The following is a 19,647-nucleotide window of genomic DNA, read 5'->3' on the forward strand; positions in this document are numbered from 1 at the left end:
ACAAATAATAAGGACAATAATAAAGAAAGTTTAGTTGATATCGCAGTTGATCCAGAAATTTTAGCGAGAGAATTAGCCTTAGAAATTGAAATAGATCCTCTAGCACAAATTGATGAAGATTCTTTTCCAAAAGGTTTAAACATAACTCAAGAGTGCAATGAAGCATTAAAAATGCTCAAAGGTAACAGAGAAGAAAGAATACAGGGATTAAGAATATTTTGTGAATATAGAGATTCAAGATCTTTTCCTCTTTTGTTACCATTACTTGATCAACCTTGTCCTGTTGAAAGAATGAGTGTGGTATATGCTTTAGGTCGTAATCCATGTCCTAGCGCGGTCGAGAAACTTGTCAGTCTTTTGGAGACTGACGATAATGCTTATGTCAGAAGAGCGACTGCATGGAGCTTAGCTAATTATGATAATCAAATTGTTTTGGAGCCATTAATAAATGCTTTGAAGAACGATGTAGCTGCAGTAAGGTTATGGTCATCTAGTTCTTTAGCTGAAATCGGAAATGTTTCTTTGGAAAATGCTCAATTGGCAGCAGAACAACTTTTAATAAGTTTAAAAATAGATAATGAACCGGGTGTAAGAAGTAATTGCATCTGGTCATTGTGTAGATTGTACGAAAAATTAAATAATACATTTCAAGAAAGTTTCGTTGATGAATGTACCAAGATAGCTCTTTTCGATAAAGAACCTTCTGTTATGGAAGAAGCAAAAACTGCCTTGGATTCAATGGGGATGCAAGGTTTTTATAACTAAATTTCTTAATTTTTTTACAAGAACACTAGATAACTAATTAATTTATCAGATATTCAATATAAAAATTAAAATTAATTAACTTGTACCAACTGAAACAAAATATTTTCGTTATTCTATATAAAGTAAAAGTACTCAGTACTTGAATTTAATGCCTCAAAAAACATTGAGATTCAAAATTCATCAAGACGGAAGAGTTGAAGAGACTGTTGAGGGATTTACTGGTAATTCATGCAATGAAGCTACAAAAAATCTCGAAGATGCTCTCGGTAAAGTAACAGTTAAGAATAAAACTTCTGATGCTTTCATCTCTAATCAAAGTGAAAACTTAACACAATTAAATAACGAATCTAATGTCACATTTTAGTACAATTAAAACTCAGCTCAAAGAAGTAGAGCCATTAATTAAGGCTTTAAATCATTTCGGTTATAGTATTAATCAAGAAGAAAAGTTTGTAAAAGGATATAAAGGTCAATTCACAGCCGTTGATATAAGTATGAATTTACCTGGTGATACCCAAGTTGGATTTAAATGGGATAACAATTCTAATGCATATGAATTAGTTACTGACCTTGATCTATGGAAATTTGAGATTCCAGTAGAAAGATTTATCTCAAAAGTTACACAAATGTATGCTTACCAAACAATCATTTCTAAAACGCAAGAAGATGGATATCAAATCGTAGAGCAAAAAAATAAAAATGATGGTTCTATTGAATTGGTCTTAACCAAGTGGGAAAACTAATGTCAAGATATGGATTTTACGGATCCATTTCATAATACTGAAGAAAATATTGAGATTACAGGCTATGAGCCCGTTTTAGGTGGTCAGTTAGCCGAAAAAGCTGTATGGGTTGATGAAGCAAAGTGTATTGGTTGTCAGTACTGTGTTCACGTCGCTTCGAACACTTTCACTGTTGATGAATTTCATGGTAGAAGTCGAGCTATTAGGCAAGATGGAGATAGTTCTGATGTCATACAAGAAGCAATAGATACATGCCCTGTTGATTGTATTCATTGGGTCAAATTTGAAGAATTGGATGATTTAGAGAATAGTCTCGATAGGGATATGTTTCAAACATTTGGAAAGCCACCGAGAATGAATAAGCACTAATATCAAAAAGATGCAATATCGTAGATTTGGTAGAACCAATCTGAAGATTCCTGTTTTATCTTTAGGTGGTATGAGATTTCAAAAAAGTTGGGATCAATTAGATTTTTCTGAGGTTTCATACGAAGAACAAAATAAAGTAGAAAATATATTAGATCTTGCAACACAATATGGCTTAAGTCATGTAGAAACCGCCAAGTACTATGGAACTTCTGAGGTGCAATTAGGGATGTGTTTTAAGAATACTAAGAAAATCCCAAATATAATCCAAACAAAGATTCCACCAAATAGTGATCCGGAAATTTTTGAGCGAGATGTATTATCTAGCATTGAAAAATTGAAAGTTAAAAAAATTGATTTGTTAGCAATACATGGTATCAATACTGCTGAACATTTACATCAGGCTATTCGAGATGGAGGTTGCATTGATATTTTGAGGAATTTTCAAAAAGAAAATTTAATTGGATCTATTGGATTTTCAACCCATGGAAAATCTTCACTTATTGAAAAGGCCATATCAACAAACTTATTTGATTATGTAAATTTGCACTGGTATTTCATTAATCAGGAAAATACAAAGGTTATTAATTTAGCCAATAAGCATGATCTTGGGGTTTTCATAATAAGTCCCACTGATAAAGGGGGACATCTTCATACTCCCTCAAGAAAAATGTTGGAATTTTGTAAACCACTTCATCCTATAGTTTTTAATGATCTTTTTTGCTTAAGAAATCAAAATGTCCATACTTTGAGTGTCGGTATTGCAAAAGAGACAGATTTTGCTCTGCATTTAGAAGCTGTCTCGTTGTTATCAGAATCTGAGAAGTATGTGCCTAAGATAATTAACAAATTAAGGCAGGAATCAATTAATTCCTTAGGTTTAGAGTGGCATCAAAATTGGAATAGAAATTTACCAAGTTGGGAATATACTCCGGGAAATATTAATATTCCTGTTCTGCTTTGGCTTTCAAATTTAATTGATTGGTTGGGTATGGAAGGATATGCAAGAGCTAGATATCAATTGCTTGGTAATGGAAGCCACTGGTTCCCAGGATTCAACGCGAATTTACTAGATGTAGATGTTTCTGAAGGGCAATTATTGAAAGTATTAGAAGGTCATATAAATCCAAAAAAAGTTATAAAAAAATTGAGAAATTTAAAAGAAAAGTTTGGAGATAAGAATGCTAAAAGATTATCAAGAAAATAATTTCATAATGGATTTTTTTCAGGTTTGCCAACTTTTCTTGGGTAAATTTCAGGACAAAAATTCTTTGGTTGAATAAGAATAATATTTCGGGTGCCTTTATTTCTTGGTAATAGTATCTCTTTTTTATCTTTAACTTTCCCTTCTAATATTTCTAAAGTTTTATCTAGATTTTTGCTTTCTTCATTCGTCCATTTGCCACAATATAAAACTCCAAACCCTTCTTTTTTTAACATTGGTAGTATATATTCTGAAACTGTTGATGGATTACTAACCGCTCTAGTTGTTGCAATATTAAAATTATTTCTCATTGACGATTGGTGGGCTAAATTCTCAACACGATCATTGATTACATGAATATTGTTTTTGAAATTGATCTGCTCAACTAAAATTTTTATTGCATCTGTTTTCTTTTTCAAAGAATCAATTAGGTATATCTCAGAATTAGGATGAGTTATTGCATAAGCTAAACCTGGGAAGCCACAGCCTGATCCAATATCTAAAAATTTTTTATTATCAAAATTAATATTCGTGAAAGCTTTGAATGGCCAAATGCTGTCAAAAACTTGAGATACCCAATAATCATCACCATCAGTTAATCTTGTGAGATTGGTCTTATTATTTAATTCTTTAATTTTAATTTGTAACTCTTGAAATAAATTTATTTCTTCTTCAGTTATTAAGGAAAGAATTTCTTCTGGAATGTTTTGTTTTTTCATTTCGTTATAAATATGAATTTTAACCATCCATTAAATACATTCTATTTAGTAAAAATTTATTAGAATTACAATATTAATAAAAGATTATTTTGAAAGGGGAAACTTCCTATTACAAAATTTTAGGTGTAAATGAAAATGCATCCAATCATGAATTAAGAAAGGCATTTTGTAAACTTTCTATTGAGTTGCATCCCGATACAACTTCATTAGAAATAGACGTTGCTAAAAGTAAATTTCAAGAAGTTCTTGAAGCTTATGAACATTTAAATAATAGTAATTTAAGGAAAATATATGATGACAAACTAAAAGAAAACTCTAGGATTACAAATAATACTAACGTTTTAAATAATTTAGTAATCGATTCTAATAATCAAAATTTAATAGGAAATAGAAGACCTTTTTCGAATGGAGAATTGTTTTCGTTGTTTCTTTTAATTATCATCATTTCTATAAGTTTAATTGGTTCAATTTTTATTGCTTCTTTTACTGGAAAAGAATTAGAGACAATACCGCTTTGGCTAATTAAATAATTTTTTAAAAAAGTCTGTGAATCCCTCTAAAAAACCTATCAATCAAAATTCACTGCAATCATTGGAATTGTGGCTAACTGATTTAGGTGCTGTGAAGGATATTAATAATCCATCTAAATGGTATCTGTTACTTTCAAATTGGAATGCAACTATTATTTTTGAACAAGAAGATTTAAGTGTTATCTGGGAAAGTGAAGGACAAGAAACTAAAAGACTATTTTCCTATTGCATTAATAGAGAAGATGTGGAAAATGCAATACTGCAGGGACCTTAAATTTCTATCTAAAGATTTTCTAAGATTTGCCTTATTATCCAGTAACTTTTTTCTAATTGATCATCGGTTATACAGAGAGGTGGCAAGAGATAAATAACATTCCCGAGGGGTCTAATAAATAAACCTTGCTCCATTGCAAGACTCTTTATTTCTTTCCCAATATTATTGAAATAACCTTTTTTGTTCCCAATATCTAAATCGAAGGCAGCAATTGTGCCGGATACCCTTACCTTTTTTATATAAGGTAAGTTTTTAAATTTAATTAAATGAGATAAATGTTTTTCTTCAAATGAAAGGTATTTTTGTGGTTCTTTTTCTAATAAATCAAGGCTAGCGTTTGCTGCAGCACAACCTAAAGGATTAGCAGTAAAACTATGTCCATGCCAAAAAGTTTTTCTTGGGGAATCATCAATAAAGGATTGAAAAATTTTTTCTTTACATAAAGTTATTCCCATCGGTAAAAATCCACCAGTTAAACCTTTTGAAATACTTATTAAATCAGGAATGATTTTTGCCTTTTGAAAAGCAAAAAGGGTTCCACATCTTCCAAACCCAGTCAATACTTCATCGGCAATTAACAAAGAATTATTATTTTTTATAATTTCTGAAACTTTTTTTATAAACTGAGGCCTAACCATATTCATCCCTCCTGCTCCTTGAACAAGTGGCTCAAGGATTACTGCAACTGTGGGAGTTTTAAGTAGAGTTTCTAATTTTTGGATCGCCTCATTTTCTTTATTTTCTACTTCTTCATCGTTCATCCAAGTTGAAGGCCAGGGGACTCTCCTAACTGGGAACATAAGATTATCGAAATTCTCATTAAAAATATTTCTTTCACCTAAAGCCATTGCTCCAAATGTATCGCCATGATAGGCGCCATCAAAAGCTACTATTTGAGTTCTTGTCTCTCCTCTATTTTGCCATGATTGGAAGGCAATTTTTAAAGCGACTTCCACTGCAGTAGAACCGTTATCAGAAAAGAATAATCTTTCTAGTTTTGTTAATTCACTAAGTCTTTCCGCTAATTTTTTTGCCTGTGGATGTAAGAAATCAGCAAATATAACTTGCTCAAGTTTTTTTGATTGATCAAAAATGGCATCCGCAATATATTCGTTACTATGACCATGAAGAGTTACCCACCAACTACTAATTGCATCTATTAGCTCTTTTTTAGGATTTTTAGTAAATAGGAGGGCATCTTTACCATGAGTTACTTCTATTTGCGGTTTGCTGTTATTGATTTGTGTAAAAGGTGGCCAAATATTTGGGTGCCAATCTTGATTTGGAGTTTTTGAATCCAAAGATTTCATTTAACTTATTTTTGAGTTTAATAGTGAGATCAACTTATTCTTGATGTCTAGTTCTTTCCATAGTATATCTAAATTATTTGAGTCCATTTTTTTGATGTAAGGAAATTCAGCAATTAAAGGAATACCACTAAAATCAACTAGAGTTTTTGGATTATCTAGGTGTTTTTCGCCATTGACTACTAAACCTAAAATCTCAATATTTCTTCGTTTTAAGGCCTCAATACTAAGCAGGGTATGGTTAAGAGTGCCAAGTGAGCTCTTACATACAAGTATTACCGGAAGATTCCATTGTTTTATTTGATCTATTTGCAAAAAATTGCGTGTTATTGGAACCATTAATCCACCTGCAGTTTCTACAATTAATGAGCCTTGCACTTTTGGCAATCTCAACTTGTCAAAGTTAATAGTTTTTTGATCTATTTCAGCAGCCCAATGAGGAGATAGAGGTTTTGTAAAGACATAAGCTTCTTTGATTATTTTCTCTTTACTTACTTGTGCAAGTTTTTCAACAGTTTGACTATCAGTTTGCGATTCAATACCACTTTGAATAGGCTTCCAATAAAAGGAATTTAATCCTTTAACGAAAAAAGAGCTTATTAAAGTTTTCCCAATATCAGTATCTGTTCCACAAATTATAAATTTGAAAATATTTTTGTGACTACTCATAATTTCTTTATGATTTGAATCTCAATTTGCCATGAAAGGTTCACTGTATTATTGTAATTCTTTGGCCAAAACTTTTGAATTTCCTTTAACTCTTTCACTGTTTTGCGTTTACAATTTGTTGATTGTGCTCCTACATTTTTAATGCTTCTAAAAAGCTTATATACATCTTCAAAATTTTCAAGATAATTAAACTGTTCTGAATAATGTATTTCAGTTGATTTGAAATCTTTTAATAATTCTTTAGAGCAAAGGAAATTAAGACCACTATATTCAATATCAATTTTTTTACAAGTATCTTTCCATTCAGGAAAACAATCTTTTGTTGGATATGAAATGATTAAAAAACCTCCAGGTGTTAATTTGCTAAACCAATTTTTTATTATCTTTTCTGGGTTGTTTAACCAATGTATGCAAAAGTTAGATGTTAATAGAGAACAGTTATTTATTTCAGGAGGTAAATCATTATTCAAATCCCATAAAATTTTTTTTCTAGATAATTTATTCTCAAGAAGCATTTTCTTGCTGAAATCAATTCTGGATACTTTTTGGGAAGAAAATTTTTTTTCTATTTCATCTGCTAATAGTCCTGGTCCTGATCCTAGATCTATCCATTCACCTTTTTTTTGGGGATTTAATTCTTTGATAAATTGAACAATCTTTTTTGCAAAAAATTTCTGAATATTTGAATGCTCTAAATACCGATATGCAGCATCATTGAAATTATTTTTTATTTTCTCATTCCACTTTTTACTATCCATTTCAATCATTAAGTGTATTAAGTAAGATCTCGTATAAATTTAAATTATTCAAGCAATGACCTTGTTGAGCTAATTTAATTAAAATTGGCTTCCTATCAAGTGTTTTATTTAAGGAATCTAAAAAGTTATTATTTGATTCGTTGTCAAGAATCAAATCATTTTCTGATTTTATAAAAATAATTTTGCAATCTTTTCTTAAAAATACTGGAAAATCTCTATTGATGTAAAGTTGTTTTAAATCACTTAAAAGAAGAGTTTTATTTAAACTCTCTAGACTTTTATAAAAGATATTTTTAAAACTATTATTCATATGATTTGGCATAAATGATCTATGTATAAATTCTTTCAACATATCCTTAGGTTCATCTTTTATGATTTTTGTTTCCATTCTTTTTAGAGACCTCAAAATAAAGTTTCTCTTATTACTTAAAGGAAGAAAATTATTAAAAGAATTTATAAGAACAATATGAGTTGCTTCTTTTAAAATTTTTTTTTGCATTAAATGAAAACCAAATGAATGGCATAAAGTCATTCTGATTTCTTTTTTAGATTCGCTTTTAATCCATTTTGCTTGATAATTATTTGTCGAAAAATAGCCCCTTTCATTATCTTGCCAATGCCAATTATTATTTAAAAAATCAACTTTATAATCATCCCAGAAATATTTATTTAGTCCCCACCCATGTTGAGTAATAATTTGTTTCATTTAAACTCTTTTAATACTGCAATGAAATTCTTTAGCAGATTAAAATCTAAGTTTCTTCGTATTGTTATTCTGATTCTTGATTGCCCCACTGGAACAGTTGGAGGTCTTATCGCAATTGCTAAAAACCCATTTTCTTCGAGATATTTTTGTAGATAAATTGCCTTCTCTTCTTGGCCAACAATAATTGATAAAATGTGAGAATCTCCCTGAACTGGAAAACTAAAATTTTTAATAATTTCATCTTTCCATATCTTCGCAGAAGATAACAAATCATTACCCCATTCTTTATTTTCTAAAATTTTTTTTAAACCTTCTAGTGCCCCAGCAGCCAAAGATGGCGCAAGTGCGGTTGTATACCTAAATGCACCACTTGTTTGGATAAGATATTCTCCAATTTCTGAATTGGAAGCTATGAAAGCTCCACCGCTTCCAAATGCTTTTCCAAAAGTTCCAGTAATCATAGTTATATCTGAACGACAATTAAAACTTAAACCCCTGCCTTCAGGGCCCAAGATCCCAATTGCATGAGCTTCGTCAACTAATAATTGAACACTATTTTTTTTGCAAATTTCCGTTATTTCTCTGAGCGGAGCAATTGATCCCTCCATGCTATAAAGAGATTCAACAACAACTAAAATGGAATTTTTTGTGGGGTTAGATTTAATAATTTTATCTTCTAAATCTTTTAAATTATTGTGTGAGAATCGAACTAGTTTTGCTTGAGCAGCTTTGACTCCAACCAATAAAGAGTTATGGATCAATTTATCTGCTATTACGATACTATTTCTGTTTGCTAAAGCCTGGATAGCGGCTATATTTGCTTGAAATCCGCTTGGGAAAAGTAATACTTTCTCTTGATCAAGCCACTTGGCAAGTTCTGTTTCTAATAATTTATGTATTGGTCTTGAACCTGTAATAAACCTAGAGCTTCCTGAACCAATACCTTCTAACAAGCTTATTTCGTAAGCAGCTTTTATTAAATCCTTGTCCCTACTTAATCCAAAATAATCATTACTGCATAAGTCTATAAGTTTTTTATTTTGCGAATTTAAACTTAGAAGTTCGAATGATTTTTTACCTAAAGAAAATGTTTTTAATTTACGGATTCTATTTTTTGGAATTTTTATTTTTTTCATTTTGGCAAAATAAAATATAGTGGATTTAATTAAAAAGATTTAGATTTACTATTAAAGTTTGCAAGGTATTTTTTGTTTATTAATATCTATATAGATCATATATTAAGAAGTTAACTCATCCTCTCTTCAATCACAATTATTGCTTAATTTAGAGGAATATTTCCCCTTTCCGCTAGATGATTTCCAATTAGAAGCAATACGAGCTATTAATAGCGGAAATTCTGTTGTTTTAACGGCACCAACAGGTTCGGGTAAAACATTGATAGGTGAATTTGCTATATATAGAGGCTTATCTCATGACAGCAGAGTTTTTTATACAACACCTTTAAAGGCCCTATCAAACCAAAAGTTTAGAGATTTTGCTAATCAATATGGTGAGAATAAAGTTGGTCTTTTAACTGGAGATATAAGTATAAATAGAGAAGCACCAATCTTAGTCATGACGACTGAGATTTTTAGGAACATGCTTTATGGCGAATTTGATGAATTTGATGATCCCTTAGAAAATTTAGAATCTGTGATTCTTGATGAATGTCATTATATGAATGACCCCCAAAGAGGCACAGTTTGGGAAGAAACTATAATCCATTGCCCTACTAGAACTCAAATAATAGCTTTATCAGCAACAATAGCCAATGCAGATCAACTACAAAATTGGATAGAAAAAGTTCATGGGCCCACAGTACTAATTAATAGTGATAAGAGACCAGTCCCACTTGATTTTATTTTTTGTAGTGTTAAAGGCCTCCATCCACTTTTAAATAATAAGGGTAATGGAATTCATCCAAACTGTAAGATTTGGAGAGCTCCTAAAGGGCAGAAAATAAGAGGAAAAGTGGGCAGGATAATGCAACCAAAGTCTCCCTCAATTGGCTTTGTGATCTCGAAACTAGCTGAACGAAATATGTTGCCAGCTATTTATTTTATTTTTAGTAGAAGAGGATGTGACAAGGCTATTGAGAATATAAAAGATTTAACTTTAGTAAGTTATTCAGAAGCAAGTATGATATCCCAAAAATTAGATGTTTATCTTAAAAATAATCAGGAAGCAATTAAAGATAAATCTCAATGCGAGGCATTAAAACGCGGTATTGCATCTCATCATGCTGGATTATTGCCTGCATGGAAAGAATTGGTTGAGGAATTATTTCAGCAAGGTTTAATAAAAGTTGTTTTTGCAACTGAAACTCTTGCTGCAGGAATAAATATGCCCGCAAGAACAACTGTTATTTCTTCTTTATCAAAAAGGACAGAAGATGGGCATAGATTATTATTTAGCAGTGAATTTTTGCAAATGTCAGGAAGAGCTGGAAGAAGAGGAAAAGATACCCAGGGATATGTTGTTACATTACAAACAAGATTCGAAGGTGCCAAAGAAGCAAGTGCACTGGCTATTAGCAAACCAAATTCTTTAGAAAGTCAATTCACTCCTAGCTATGGAATGGTACTTAATCTTTTACAAAGTTATACTTTAGAGAAGTCTAAAGAATTAATTAAAAGAAGTTTTGGTAGTTTTTTATATTTAGGTGAATCATCAGGTGAGAATATAATTCTTGAAAATTTAGATAAGGATTTAATTGAATTAAAAAAAATTACATCTAACGTTTCATGGAAAGATTTTGATGCATACGAAAAGTTAAAAAATCGTCTTAAAGAAGAGAGAAGACTCTTGAAAATTTTAGAAAAACAAGCAGCAGAAAAATTATCAGAAGAGATAACTAATGCACTCCCATATATTAAAGATGGAAGCTTAATTTCAATCAAAGCTCCTCAAATTAAAAGAAAAATTGTTCCAGGATTAATTTGTAAGAAAATATATGAATCCCAAAAAATTAAGAGTTTATTGTGTTTGACAATTGATAATTTATTTATTCTTATAAAACCCTCATACATAGTAAGTATTTTTAATGATTTGGATGCAATTGATGTCTTAGGACTTGAAGTACCAAAGATGTATTTTTCTGGAGAGGTATTTAGGGGAGATGATATGTCGCAGTGTTATGCGGATCGAATTTTAGAAGTTTCTAAAAAAAATGATTTACAAACTCCACAATATGATTTGACAACGGAAGTTTTGGCACAACAGCAACAAATTAATAATTTAGAAGAAACAGTTACTGATCATCCTGCACACAGATTTGGAGACTCCAAGAAATTAAAGAAATATAGAAAAAGAATTATTGATGTTGAACAAGAAATAAATATTAGAAAAAAACTTCTTGAGGATAAAGAAAATCATAACTGGAGAACTTTTACCGATTTGATTAAAATTTTGAATCATTTTGGTTGTTTAAATGATTTGGAATTGACAGAAGTTGGACAAACAGTTGGTGCAATAAGAAGTGAAAATGAATTATGGATTGGTCTTGTTTTAGTTAGTGGTTATTTAGACGATTTAGATCCTCCTGAGTTAGCTGCAATTATTCAAGCTATATGTGTTGATGTAAGGAGGCCTAATCTTTGGTGTAATTTCAAGCCTTCTTTAAAGGTAATAGATGTTTTTAATGAATTAGATGGTTTAAGAAAATTAGTCTCTTTTCAACAAAATAAGTTTCATATTGAAATTCCTATCTATTTAGAAACAGAGTTGACTGGAATTATTTCTGAATGGGCAAGAGGAAAAAAATGGAAAGATTTGGTTTTTAATACTTCATTAGACGAAGGTGATGTAGTGAGGATTATTAGAAGATCAATTGATGTCCTTTCTCAAGTGCAATACTGTATTGGTGTTAGTAATAAATTAAAAAGCAAAGCAAAGCTAGCATTAAAAGCTATTAATCGTTTTCCTGTTTCTGAATCTAATGATCTTATAAAAGTCTCTGAAGATATTAATCCTGCAACAAAAAGAATTGACAATAATTCTTAAATTTTTTTAATCAAATCATTGAATTGATATTCATTGCTTCATCAAATTCATCTTCGTTTAAATAACCTAATTTAAGTGTTGCCTCTTTTAAATTTAATGATTCTTTGAAGGCAAGGTTTGCAATTTCAGCTGCTTTTTCATAACCAACTTTTGGCACTATGGCTGTAACCAACATTAGTGAATTTTCTAAATTTAACTTCATTTTCTTTTGATTAGGTTCCATCCCATCAACTAATTTTATTCTGAAGTTTTCTATTACATTTTTAAGTAATTTTAAACTTGTGAGAATATTAAATCCAATAAGAGGCTTATATTCATTCATCTGTAAAGTGCCGCTAGAATTTGCCATTGAAACTGCATATTCAAGACCCATTATCTGAGTGCAAACCATTGATAAGGCTTCGCATTGAGTTGGATTCACTTTACCCGGCATGATAGAACTTCCAGGTTCATTTTGAGGAATAATTAGTTCATATATTCCTGATCTTGGACCAGAAGATAGAATTTTTATATCATTTGAAATTTTAAATAATGCACCTGCTAATATTTTTATCTGACTCATTACTTGAGCTAGACGATCATGCGAGGCCATGATAGAAAAATTATTTTTTGATTTATAGAACATTAGATTAGTATCATCGGAAATTGATTTTATAGACTCTTCACAAAATCCTTTTGGACAATTAATCCCTGTACCAACTGCAGTTCCTCCCAGAGGTAAGAAATACAATTCATTCAGACTCATAATAATTGCATTCTCAGCATCTTTAAGTTGCTCTGACCATCCTGATATTTCTTGCCCAAAAGTAAGGGGAACTGCATCTTGAAAATGGGTTCTTCCTATCTTTATAAGGTCTTTCCATTCTTCACTTTTTTTATCAAGGATCTTAGTAAGTTCTCTTATCGTTGGAACTAAATTTTTGATTATTTCATTAACAACAGATATTTGAATAGCAGCAGGAAAAGTGTCATTAGTTGACTGAGATTTATTTACATCATCATTCGGATGAATTGGTTGATGACTACCAAGCTCTGAATTAGTTTTTAAAGCTGCAATATTTGAAATTACCTCATTAACATTCATATTTGTTTGCGTGCCACTACCTGTTTGCCAAACCTTTAAGGGAAACTGTGAATCGTGAAGCCCATCAAGTATTTCCGTACATGCCTCTACAATCAAATCTTTTTTCCTTTTATCTATTAAACCTAAATTGAAATTCGCAATTGAAGCAGCTTTTTTTATGAGGGTGAGTGAATAAATTAACTCAATTGGAATTAATTCTTCTCCAATAGAAAAATTTATTATCGATCTTTGTGTTTGAGCGCCCCACAAAGCTTCAATGGGAACCTCTATTGTTCCCATACTATCTTTTTCAATCCTAAAGTTTTTTGTCATTATTCCTCTGAAAACACTGGTTTAACTTAGATAAGGTTTTCAGTAATCCTAGATACCTAACTTCTCCCATATTACACTTAAATTATTGAGATGAATTGAAGGATTAAAACATTCTTCTAAGTCACTTTGATCAATAAAATCCATTATTTCATTATCTCTCTCTATATTTTGTTTGAAATTCCCATTCTGAGTATTCCAGGCCTGATGCGCATTTTTTTGTACTAAGCTATAAGCTTTTTCTCTAGACAAGCCCTTCTCTACAAGCAAAAGTAAAACTTTCTGACTAAAGATTACACCACCATATATATTTAAATTTTTGAGCATATTTTTTGGATAAACTTCCAAATTGCTTACTATATCTTTCATTTCCCTGAGCATAAAATGCAAACAGATTGATACGTCAGGTAACATGATACGTTCATTTGAACTATGGCTTATATCTCTTTCGTGCCAAAGTGGAACATTTTCCAGTGCTGTTAAGACGTAACTCCTCAAAATTCTTGCTAAACCGCTTACTCTTTCACTTCGAATAGGATTTCTTTTATGAGGCATGGCAGAACTTCCTTTTTGCCCTTTTGTAAAGCCCTCCTCAACTTCTAAAACATCAGTTCTTTGTAAATTTCTTATTTCAGTTGCGAATCTATCTAAAGAAGCGCCAACTAGTGCAATAGTTTGCACATATTCTGCATGTCTGTCTCTCGATATAACCTGCGTACTTGCTGTATCAGGTTTTAAGCCGAGTAAATCACAAGTTATTTGTTCTACTTTGGGATTCGTATTAGCGTAAGTTCCCATTGCACCACTTATTTGTCCAATAGCTACAGATTCTTTCAGTGTTAACAATCTTTTTTTGTTCCTTATTATTTCTGCTAACCATCCAGCAAGTTTAAAACCGAAGGAAATTGGCTCCCCATGAATTGCATGAGATCTGCCAATCATTAATGTATTTTTATGCTTCCTTGCTAATAATCTGACTTCATTTTCTAGGTTCTCAATTTCTTCTAATAACAATTCGCAAGAATCTTTTAACTGAAGAGATAAGCCAGTATCAAGTACATCACTACTGGTCATACCAACATGTATGTATCTTCCAGAATCTCCTACAAATTCATTAACGCTTGTAAGAAATGCTATGACATCATGTTTAACTTCTTTCTCAATTTCTGTAATTCTAGATTCATCAAACTTTGCATTTGAACGTATCTCTTTCATGGCATTCTCAGGAATTTTCCCCAGGGAAAAATTTGCTTCACATGCAGCTATTTCAACCTTAAGCCAACTCTGGAATTTTGCGCTATCAGTCCAGATTTTCCCCATTTCGGGTAATGTGTAACGCTCGATCACAATTTTTATTAATTATCAATTTAAACTTTATAACCAAAATCGAATTATTGCTCTATACCTTAAAGATGTACTTGCCATTGAACATATTTGCCTGGCTATTATTTTCTTATGTAACATTTTTCTGGCTAATTAAGAAAGCTTAAATATAAAAATGTTTGCATTTATTCCTTTATTCCTTTCGTTAATAATGGGTAATTTTTTAGTTCTTATTTAAAATTGGAAGGTATTAAAGAATTTGGATCTTAATCTTGTAGAAGTTCATTATTCAGTCTTTTTTTATTGATTAATAGATGATTAAAAAAAGTAGATTAGACCTTTATCTTCTAAAAAGTGGTTTATGTGAAACTCGTCAAAAAGCCCAAGGTTTAATTCTTGCGGGCAAGGTTAGAGATATCAATGGAAAAGTATGGGATAAACCTGGACAACAAGTATTAATTGGATCTGAATTTTTTATTGATTCCGAACCTATGTTTGTATCAAGGGGCGGCGAAAAATTATTGGAGGCATTTAATAAACTTGAAATTAAAGTAAAAGATAAAATATGTATTGACGCAGGAATCTCTACTGGGGGATTTACTGATTGCTTATTGCAACAAGGAGCAAAGTTAGTTTATGGGATAGATGTTGGTTATGGACAGACTGCATGGAAGATTAGAAATAACCCAAAAGTCATACTTTTTGAACGAACTAATATTCGAAATTTAAAACCTAATGATCTTTTATCTAGAAGTAATGAATTACCAAATTTTGTGGTTGCTGATTTGTCTTTTATTTCATTAAAGTTAGTTTTTAAATCTATTGGTAATTTATTAGAAGGTGATTGTATTGAGGGAATATTTTTAATTAAACCCCAATTTGAGGTAGGTAAAGATAAAGTCAGTAAAGGAGGTGTTGTTCGCAATCCTAAATTCCATACTGAGGCTATAGAGTCTGTTATCTATGCTGCTAAGAATTTCCAATGGAATATAAAGAATTTGATAGCTTCTCCGCTGGTAGGTCCTGCTGGGAATCATGAATATCTAGCTTGGATGACCTTAGGAAGTCAATCAAATAAAAGTATTAATAGTGAATATATACAAAATTTAGTAAAAGAAACTCTTTGAATTAAAGAGCTTCTTCGTCTTTGTCGCCAGTTCTAATTCTTACAACTGAATCAATTGATGTGATGAATATTTTTCCGTCACCTATCTCTCCAGTTTTTGCTGCTTCAGCAATCGCATCTATGACTGAATTAACCTTTTCATCTTCTACGACAACTTCTACTTTAAGTTTTTGAAGGAATTCAACAGTAAATTCGGAACCTCTATATCTTTCAACTTGTCCTTTTTGCCTTCCAAAACCTCTGACTTCACTAACTGTCATTCCAACAATACCGGAGTTTACTAATGCAATTTTTACATCCTCCAGCTTAAATGGACGTATGATTGCTTCAATTTTCTTCATGATTAAAGATTGAACATTCCTATTTTAATTGTTTTTTGGGAAAACATCCAACATTGAAATATCAGAAAAACATTCAACATTAAGGCCTGCATTCTTGGCGTCTTCAATTAATAGTTGGGAATTTTCTTCAGAAATTATTACTGTACTATTTGACAACGCTTCCCACTGATCATTCTCAAAGTGTGTTTGAAGCCATAACATTCCAATTGCAGTTTTTGGTTGAAGGGATTTATTTAAGTTGTTATCGATAGTTATCAAACAAATGTCCATTAATTTTTCATTGAACTAAACACATATAAACCTTTCGGCGGACATTATGAATGTTACTATTGATACAAAAATAAGATTTAACATCTTTTGACTTAGTCAATTGTAATACTTAGATTTGTTGATACTTTTGCGAATTTTTATCTTTATATATAGTTTTTATATAGGTTTAGTAAAAAAGTTCTACTAAAAATGAGTACAGCTAAATTAGAAGATTCGACTCAAAGACCGCTATATGGTGAAAGAATTATTGAAGAATCAAAAATAATTTGTTTCGATAATCCAAATAAGAAAAGAATTTATGAAATTTCTATTCAGTTACCTGAATTTACATGTAAGTGCCCCTTTTCTGGTTATCCAGATTTTGCAAAGCTAAATATTATTTATCAACCTAATTTGAAAGTCTATGAGTTGAAGTCTTTAAAGCTTTATATTAATAATTTTAGAGATATAAAAATATCACATGAGGAAGTTGTGAATAGAATTATGGATGATTTAGTGAATGAAGGTTCACCTCACTGGATACATTTAAATGCTGCATTTAACCCCAGAGGGAATGTTTCTATGCAGTTAGATATTTTTAGTGGGCAGAAAAGAAATTAAAAATTTTTTATTTCTTCTGATAATTTAAAAAATTCTTTTTTAAAACCAACTAGATTTTTATTACTAAGGCCTCCAATAGATAACTTTTGTGATTCTTTATTTACCAGAATCCATAATTGGTTAGTTGGTATAAGACTTATTATTGTTCCAAAAATTATTAAGATAAAAGAAAAGTAAATAAATGGTATAGACGGATCATTTTTAATTATTAATCCACTGCTGGGGATTATTTTTTTCAGAGATACTTTTGAAGAGTTAACTTCTAAAGGATCGTCATTGATATAGAGATTATTCCCGGAAAAATTTTCTATATTCGAAATTTTAAGTGGACCATTTTCATTATCTATTGTTAAAAGGAAATTTTTTTTAGTCTCCGATCCTAATTCAACTAAAACTCCCCAAACTTGATTACCGATTTCTGGAATCTCCTTTAATTGTAATTGATAAAGGATATTATCTATTTCTAAAACAACATTTGATATTGCCCAATCTGCTTGATAAATAGTTAATCCTTTAAACCTGATTGGGTGATTAACTTTGGTTGTTTTTATTTCATTTAAATTTAGATCTTCAGAAGAAAAATTTAATTTTGAAATAAACTGTTTGGGCACACCATCACTTTCACGTTCTATAGAAAAATCGACTAATTTTACATTGGCTTTTGAGTTTGTGCTCTCATTAACAAGATCTAAAGTTTCTCCAGGCAGTAAATATTGTTCTTTTGATTGACTTGTAAAACTTCCATATGCTGAACCTATAAGTAAGACTATTAATCCGATATGTACAACTAAAGGACCGATTTTTCCAATTAACCCCTTTCTTGCAGAAATATGACTATTAAATTTGTATGTTTTCCATCCTTTTTTTTTAAGTAATAAATCTACTTTTGATATATGTTCTCCATCTTGATTGATTGGATGACTTGTAGTTAGTTGCAGTTTGCTAAATTTTTTTTCGCTCTTGTATTCAATCCATTTTAATGAAGCTTTTAATGAAGGGATTTGCCTCCTGAAACTACAAGCTGCTAGAGAAATGCAAAGAAGAATTAATGTAAATAAAAACCAAAAGCTTGTATATATATGATCCAATTGAAGTTTTAAGACTTTTTCTCCATCTAAAAATCCAAAAATGGGAGCTCTATCGAAATTATCAATATAGAATTTATTATTACTACCTTGAGGTATAAAAGTACCTATTCCACTGGCAATAGCAATGAAGATTATCAGCGATATAGCGAATCTTAAACTTGATATTTTTAAAATTAGATTCTTAAAAATAATCATTTAAATCCAATTTGAAAATAAATTTAATAACCCTAGGGAAACTAAAAATATCCCACTTAAAGTCGGAATTATTTGACTAAATTTTCTAAGAGCTAAAAATTGCTTTAAGTTTTCTGCAGTAGCTCCTGCAATGATTAATGGGGTTACTTGGCCTATCCCAAAGAAAAATAAAAAAATAATAGATATTATCGGGTTTTTAGCTTGCGATACCCAAGCCAAAAGAGTTGCTAAAACTGGAGTAATGCAAGGTGAAGAAGCTAGTCCAAAAGTAGTCCCTATGGCAAAAGGCGCTATAAATGTTGGTATTTTATCTTCAATTATTTTTATATCAGGTCCATTCGGAAACTGAAACTTTAGAATTCCTAATAAATTTAAACCCATTATTATTGCTATTAGGGCAACAAATGAAGTGTAATAAGATGGAATTTGCCCATATATTTTACCTAAGAATCCACTCGCAGCCCCCAGTGCAACAAGCGAAAAAACTACACCTCCTGAAAAACTAATAAGTTTAAATTTATTTTTCTCTGTTCCGCCTATATAAGCAATTGTCACTGGAAGTAATGATAATGAACATGGCCCAAGACTTGTTAAAAGTCCTGCGCTGAAAACCAAAAATATAGTAAATGGACCAGGACTATTAAGACCATTCTGCATAAGCAGATTACCCTTTTGAGATAATTCTGAAATAACTAAATTAAATGATTCGATAGCTTGAATTTAATCCTTTAAATTCTAACTAATTAAGAGTCTTTCGTGTACTAATCATACCAATGAATCCTGTTGACTCTAATGAACATCTAACTAACATCCCTGCAATAAAAAAAGACGCTATTAATGAATTGCCACCATAACTAATGAAAGGTAGTGGTAAGCCTGTAGTAGGCATTGAACCTGTTGCTACAGCAATATGCATTATTGATTGACCTGTCAACAATACACCACATCCGATAGCAACTAATTTTGTATAGTTGTTCCTGCACTTAAGACTAATTCTTAGGCTTATATAAGAGAATACTGCTAAAAATCCTAAGAATAAAGTACACCCCAATAAACCAAATTCTTCCGCAAAAATGGCAAAAATAAAATCTGTATACATGAATGGTAGATACTGTAATTTTTGTATCGACAGTCCAAAACCTTGGCCAAATAGACCACCTGAACCTATAGCTAATAAACTTTGAACCAATTGAAATCCATTTTCTTGTTGATCTTTCCAAGGATTTATAAATGAAGTAACTCTCAATTTTTGATATTCGTTATTAAGG

23 protein-coding genes are annotated in these 19,647 nt (G+C 30.9%); 10 read left to right on the plus strand and 13 right to left on the minus strand.

Annotated elements, in window-relative coordinates; all coding sequences use genetic code 11:
• The 5 genes from MK115_RS07200 to MK115_RS07220 all read left to right on the plus strand — a co-directional run.
• The coding region (locus MK115_RS07200) for a HEAT repeat domain-containing protein (RefSeq protein ID WP_287610583.1) at positions 1 to 765 on the plus strand (765 nt) is incomplete at its 5' end.
• A 148-nt stretch (positions 766 to 913) separates the two neighbouring features.
• Positions 914 to 1,129 (plus strand): DUF2997 domain-containing protein, encoded by a 216-nt coding sequence (locus tag MK115_RS07205; RefSeq protein WP_025928845.1) that lies wholly within the window; start codon positions 914 to 916, stop codon positions 1,127 to 1,129.
• On the plus strand, positions 1,116 to 1,508 hold the full coding sequence (locus MK115_RS07210; RefSeq protein ID WP_025946412.1) for a DUF1257 domain-containing protein: 393 nt from the start codon (positions 1,116 to 1,118) through the stop codon (positions 1,506 to 1,508). Before MK115_RS07205 ends, MK115_RS07210 begins: the two co-directional genes overlap by 14 nt.
• Before the next feature lie 9 nt (positions 1,509 to 1,517).
• Positions 1,518 to 1,877 carry a ferredoxin gene (locus MK115_RS07215; protein WP_025946411.1) on the plus strand — a complete coding sequence of 120 codons (360 nt, stop codon included), beginning with the start codon at positions 1,518 to 1,520 and terminating at the stop codon, positions 1,875 to 1,877.
• Positions 1,878 to 1,887: 10 nt separating this feature from the next.
• Positions 1,888 to 3,081: an aldo/keto reductase gene (locus MK115_RS07220; RefSeq protein ID WP_287610585.1), complete on the plus strand. Its 1,194-nt coding sequence runs from the start codon at positions 1,888 to 1,890 to the stop codon at positions 3,079 to 3,081.
• A gap of 2 nt (positions 3,082 to 3,083) precedes the next feature.
• Here MK115_RS07220 and rsmG read toward each other — a convergent pair whose 3' ends face one another.
• Entirely contained in the window at positions 3,084 to 3,797 is a 714-nt protein-coding gene (rsmG, locus tag MK115_RS07225; RefSeq protein WP_287610586.1) for a 16S rRNA (guanine(527)-N(7))-methyltransferase RsmG, read from the minus strand.
• An 89-nt stretch (positions 3,798 to 3,886) separates the two neighbouring features.
• Here rsmG and MK115_RS07230 point away from each other — a divergent pair, with 89 nt between their 5' ends.
• Together MK115_RS07230 and MK115_RS07235 are read left to right on the plus strand one after the other, a co-directional pair.
• On the plus strand, positions 3,887 to 4,327 hold the full coding sequence (locus MK115_RS07230; RefSeq protein WP_025889356.1) for a J domain-containing protein: 441 nt from the start codon (positions 3,887 to 3,889) through the stop codon (positions 4,325 to 4,327).
• Between the two features lie 16 nt (positions 4,328 to 4,343).
• A complete protein-coding gene (locus tag MK115_RS07235) occupies positions 4,344 to 4,601 on the plus strand; it encodes a DUF3143 domain-containing protein (protein ID WP_025923542.1) in 258 nt (85 codons plus the stop codon).
• 8 nt (positions 4,602 to 4,609) lie between these two features.
• Here the strand turns inward: MK115_RS07235 and bioA are convergent, their stop codons facing one another.
• The 5 genes from bioA to MK115_RS07260 are packed head-to-tail and all read right to left on the minus strand — an operon-like array spanning position 4,610 to position 9,177.
• Complete coding sequence (gene bioA, locus MK115_RS07240) at positions 4,610 to 5,911, minus strand: adenosylmethionine--8-amino-7-oxononanoate transaminase (protein WP_287610589.1); 1,302 nt, start codon at positions 5,909 to 5,911, stop codon at positions 4,610 to 4,612.
• Complete coding sequence (gene bioD / locus MK115_RS07245; RefSeq protein ID WP_287610590.1) at positions 5,912 to 6,577, minus strand: dethiobiotin synthase; 666 nt, start codon at positions 6,575 to 6,577, stop codon at positions 5,912 to 5,914.
• The gene (locus MK115_RS07250) at positions 6,574 to 7,344 is read right to left on the minus strand and encodes a methyltransferase domain-containing protein (RefSeq protein WP_287610591.1); all 771 of its coding nucleotides are present in this window, start codon (positions 7,342 to 7,344) and stop codon (positions 6,574 to 6,576) included. The genes bioD and MK115_RS07250 overlap by 4 nt, the downstream gene beginning before the upstream one ends.
• A complete protein-coding gene (locus MK115_RS07255; RefSeq protein WP_287610592.1) occupies positions 7,337 to 8,041 on the minus strand; it encodes a hypothetical protein in 705 nt (234 codons plus the stop codon). The genes MK115_RS07250 and MK115_RS07255 overlap by 8 nt, the downstream gene beginning before the upstream one ends.
• Positions 8,038 to 9,177 carry an aminotransferase class I/II-fold pyridoxal phosphate-dependent enzyme gene (locus MK115_RS07260; RefSeq protein WP_287610593.1) on the minus strand — a complete coding sequence of 380 codons (1,140 nt, stop codon included), beginning with the start codon at positions 9,175 to 9,177 and terminating at the stop codon, positions 8,038 to 8,040. The genes MK115_RS07255 and MK115_RS07260 overlap by 4 nt, the downstream gene beginning before the upstream one ends.
• A 139-nt stretch (positions 9,178 to 9,316) precedes the next feature.
• Here MK115_RS07260 and MK115_RS07265 point away from each other — a divergent pair, with 139 nt between their 5' ends.
• Entirely contained in the window at positions 9,317 to 12,043 is a 2,727-nt protein-coding gene (locus tag MK115_RS07265) for a DEAD/DEAH box helicase (RefSeq protein WP_287610594.1), read from the plus strand.
• A 10-nt stretch (positions 12,044 to 12,053) separates the two neighbouring features.
• On the opposite strand, the gene MK115_RS07270 is transcribed toward MK115_RS07265, so the two are convergent.
• Both MK115_RS07270 and purB read right to left on the minus strand, forming a co-directional pair.
• Positions 12,054 to 13,439, minus strand: coding sequence for a class II fumarate hydratase (locus MK115_RS07270; RefSeq protein WP_287610595.1), 1,386 nt, complete (start codon positions 13,437 to 13,439; stop codon positions 12,054 to 12,056).
• Between the two features lie 48 nt (positions 13,440 to 13,487).
• Entirely contained in the window at positions 13,488 to 14,783 is a 1,296-nt protein-coding gene (gene purB / locus MK115_RS07275; RefSeq protein WP_287610596.1) for an adenylosuccinate lyase, read from the minus strand.
• Between the two features lie 290 nt (positions 14,784 to 15,073).
• Here purB and MK115_RS07280 point away from each other — a divergent pair, with 290 nt between their 5' ends.
• The gene (locus tag MK115_RS07280; RefSeq protein WP_287610597.1) at positions 15,074 to 15,886 is read left to right on the plus strand and encodes a TlyA family RNA methyltransferase; all 813 of its coding nucleotides are present in this window, start codon (positions 15,074 to 15,076) and stop codon (positions 15,884 to 15,886) included.
• A gap of 1 nt (position 15,887) precedes the next feature.
• Here the strand turns inward: MK115_RS07280 and MK115_RS07285 are convergent, their stop codons facing one another.
• Together MK115_RS07285 and MK115_RS07290 are read right to left on the minus strand one after the other, a co-directional pair.
• Positions 15,888 to 16,226 carry a P-II family nitrogen regulator gene (locus MK115_RS07285; protein WP_011377098.1) on the minus strand — a complete coding sequence of 113 codons (339 nt, stop codon included), beginning with the start codon at positions 16,224 to 16,226 and terminating at the stop codon, positions 15,888 to 15,890.
• 24 nt (positions 16,227 to 16,250) lie between these two features.
• Positions 16,251 to 16,496: a hypothetical protein gene (locus tag MK115_RS07290; RefSeq protein ID WP_011819076.1), complete on the minus strand. Its 246-nt coding sequence runs from the start codon at positions 16,494 to 16,496 to the stop codon at positions 16,251 to 16,253.
• Between the two features lie 189 nt (positions 16,497 to 16,685).
• Here MK115_RS07290 and queF point away from each other — a divergent pair, with 189 nt between their 5' ends.
• On the plus strand, positions 16,686 to 17,096 hold the full coding sequence (gene queF, locus MK115_RS07295) for a preQ(1) synthase (protein WP_025889331.1): 411 nt from the start codon (positions 16,686 to 16,688) through the stop codon (positions 17,094 to 17,096).
• Here the strand turns inward: queF and MK115_RS07300 are convergent.
• The 3 genes from MK115_RS07300 to MK115_RS07310 all read right to left on the minus strand — a co-directional run.
• Positions 17,093 to 18,379, minus strand: coding sequence for a cytochrome c biogenesis ResB family protein (locus tag MK115_RS07300; RefSeq protein ID WP_287610598.1), 1,287 nt, complete (start codon positions 18,377 to 18,379; stop codon positions 17,093 to 17,095). The genes queF and MK115_RS07300 overlap by 4 nt on opposite strands.
• Positions 18,380 to 19,036 carry a cytochrome c biogenesis protein CcdA gene (locus MK115_RS07305; protein WP_025933971.1) on the minus strand — a complete coding sequence of 219 codons (657 nt, stop codon included), beginning with the start codon at positions 19,034 to 19,036 and terminating at the stop codon, positions 18,380 to 18,382.
• Positions 19,037 to 19,118: 82 nt separating this feature from the next.
• A partial coding sequence (locus tag MK115_RS07310) for an FtsW/RodA/SpoVE family cell cycle protein (RefSeq protein WP_287610600.1) occupies positions 19,119 to 19,647 on the minus strand: 529 nt, incomplete at its 5' end.

The sequence above is a fragment of the Prochlorococcus sp. ALOHA_ZT_50 genome (assembly GCF_022447305.1).
Taxonomy (GTDB): Bacteria; Cyanobacteriota; Cyanobacteriia; order PCC-6307; family Cyanobiaceae; genus Prochlorococcus_A.

Coding starts and splice junctions, on each gene's coding strand:
- MK115_RS07205 (WP_025928845.1), top strand. CDS start 914: ATGCCTCAAAAAACATTGAGATTCAAAATTCATCAAGACGGAAGAGTT.
- MK115_RS07210 (WP_025946412.1), top strand. CDS start 1,116: ATGTCACATTTTAGTACAATTAAAACTCAGCTCAAAGAAGTAGAGCCA.
- MK115_RS07215 (WP_025946411.1), top strand. CDS start 1,518: ATGGATTTTACGGATCCATTTCATAATACTGAAGAAAATATTGAGATT.
- MK115_RS07220 (WP_287610585.1), top strand. CDS start 1,888: ATGCAATATCGTAGATTTGGTAGAACCAATCTGAAGATTCCTGTTTTA.
- rsmG (WP_287610586.1), bottom strand. CDS start 3,797: ATGAAAAAACAAAACATTCCAGAAGAAATTCTTTCCTTAATAACTGAA.
- bioA (WP_287610589.1), bottom strand. CDS start 5,911: ATGAAATCTTTGGATTCAAAAACTCCAAATCAAGATTGGCACCCAAAT.
- bioD (WP_287610590.1), bottom strand. CDS start 6,577: ATGAGTAGTCACAAAAATATTTTCAAATTTATAATTTGTGGAACAGAT.
- MK115_RS07250 (WP_287610591.1), bottom strand. CDS start 7,344: ATGATTGAAATGGATAGTAAAAAGTGGAATGAGAAAATAAAAAATAAT.
- MK115_RS07255 (WP_287610592.1), bottom strand. CDS start 8,041: ATGAAACAAATTATTACTCAACATGGGTGGGGACTAAATAAATATTTC.
- MK115_RS07260 (WP_287610593.1), bottom strand. CDS start 9,177: ATGAAAAAAATAAAAATTCCAAAAAATAGAATCCGTAAATTAAAAACA.
- MK115_RS07270 (WP_287610595.1), bottom strand. CDS start 13,439: ATGACAAAAAACTTTAGGATTGAAAAAGATAGTATGGGAACAATAGAG.
- MK115_RS07280 (WP_287610597.1), top strand. CDS start 15,074: ATGATTAAAAAAAGTAGATTAGACCTTTATCTTCTAAAAAGTGGTTTA.
- MK115_RS07285 (WP_011377098.1), bottom strand. CDS start 16,226: ATGAAGAAAATTGAAGCAATCATACGTCCATTTAAGCTGGAGGATGTA.
- MK115_RS07290 (WP_011819076.1), bottom strand. CDS start 16,496: ATGGACATTTGTTTGATAACTATCGATAACAACTTAAATAAATCCCTT.
- queF (WP_025889331.1), top strand. CDS start 16,686: ATGAGTACAGCTAAATTAGAAGATTCGACTCAAAGACCGCTATATGGT.
- MK115_RS07300 (WP_287610598.1), bottom strand. CDS start 18,379: ATGATTATTTTTAAGAATCTAATTTTAAAAATATCAAGTTTAAGATTC.
- MK115_RS07305 (WP_025933971.1), bottom strand. CDS start 19,036: ATGCAGAATGGTCTTAATAGTCCTGGTCCATTTACTATATTTTTGGTT.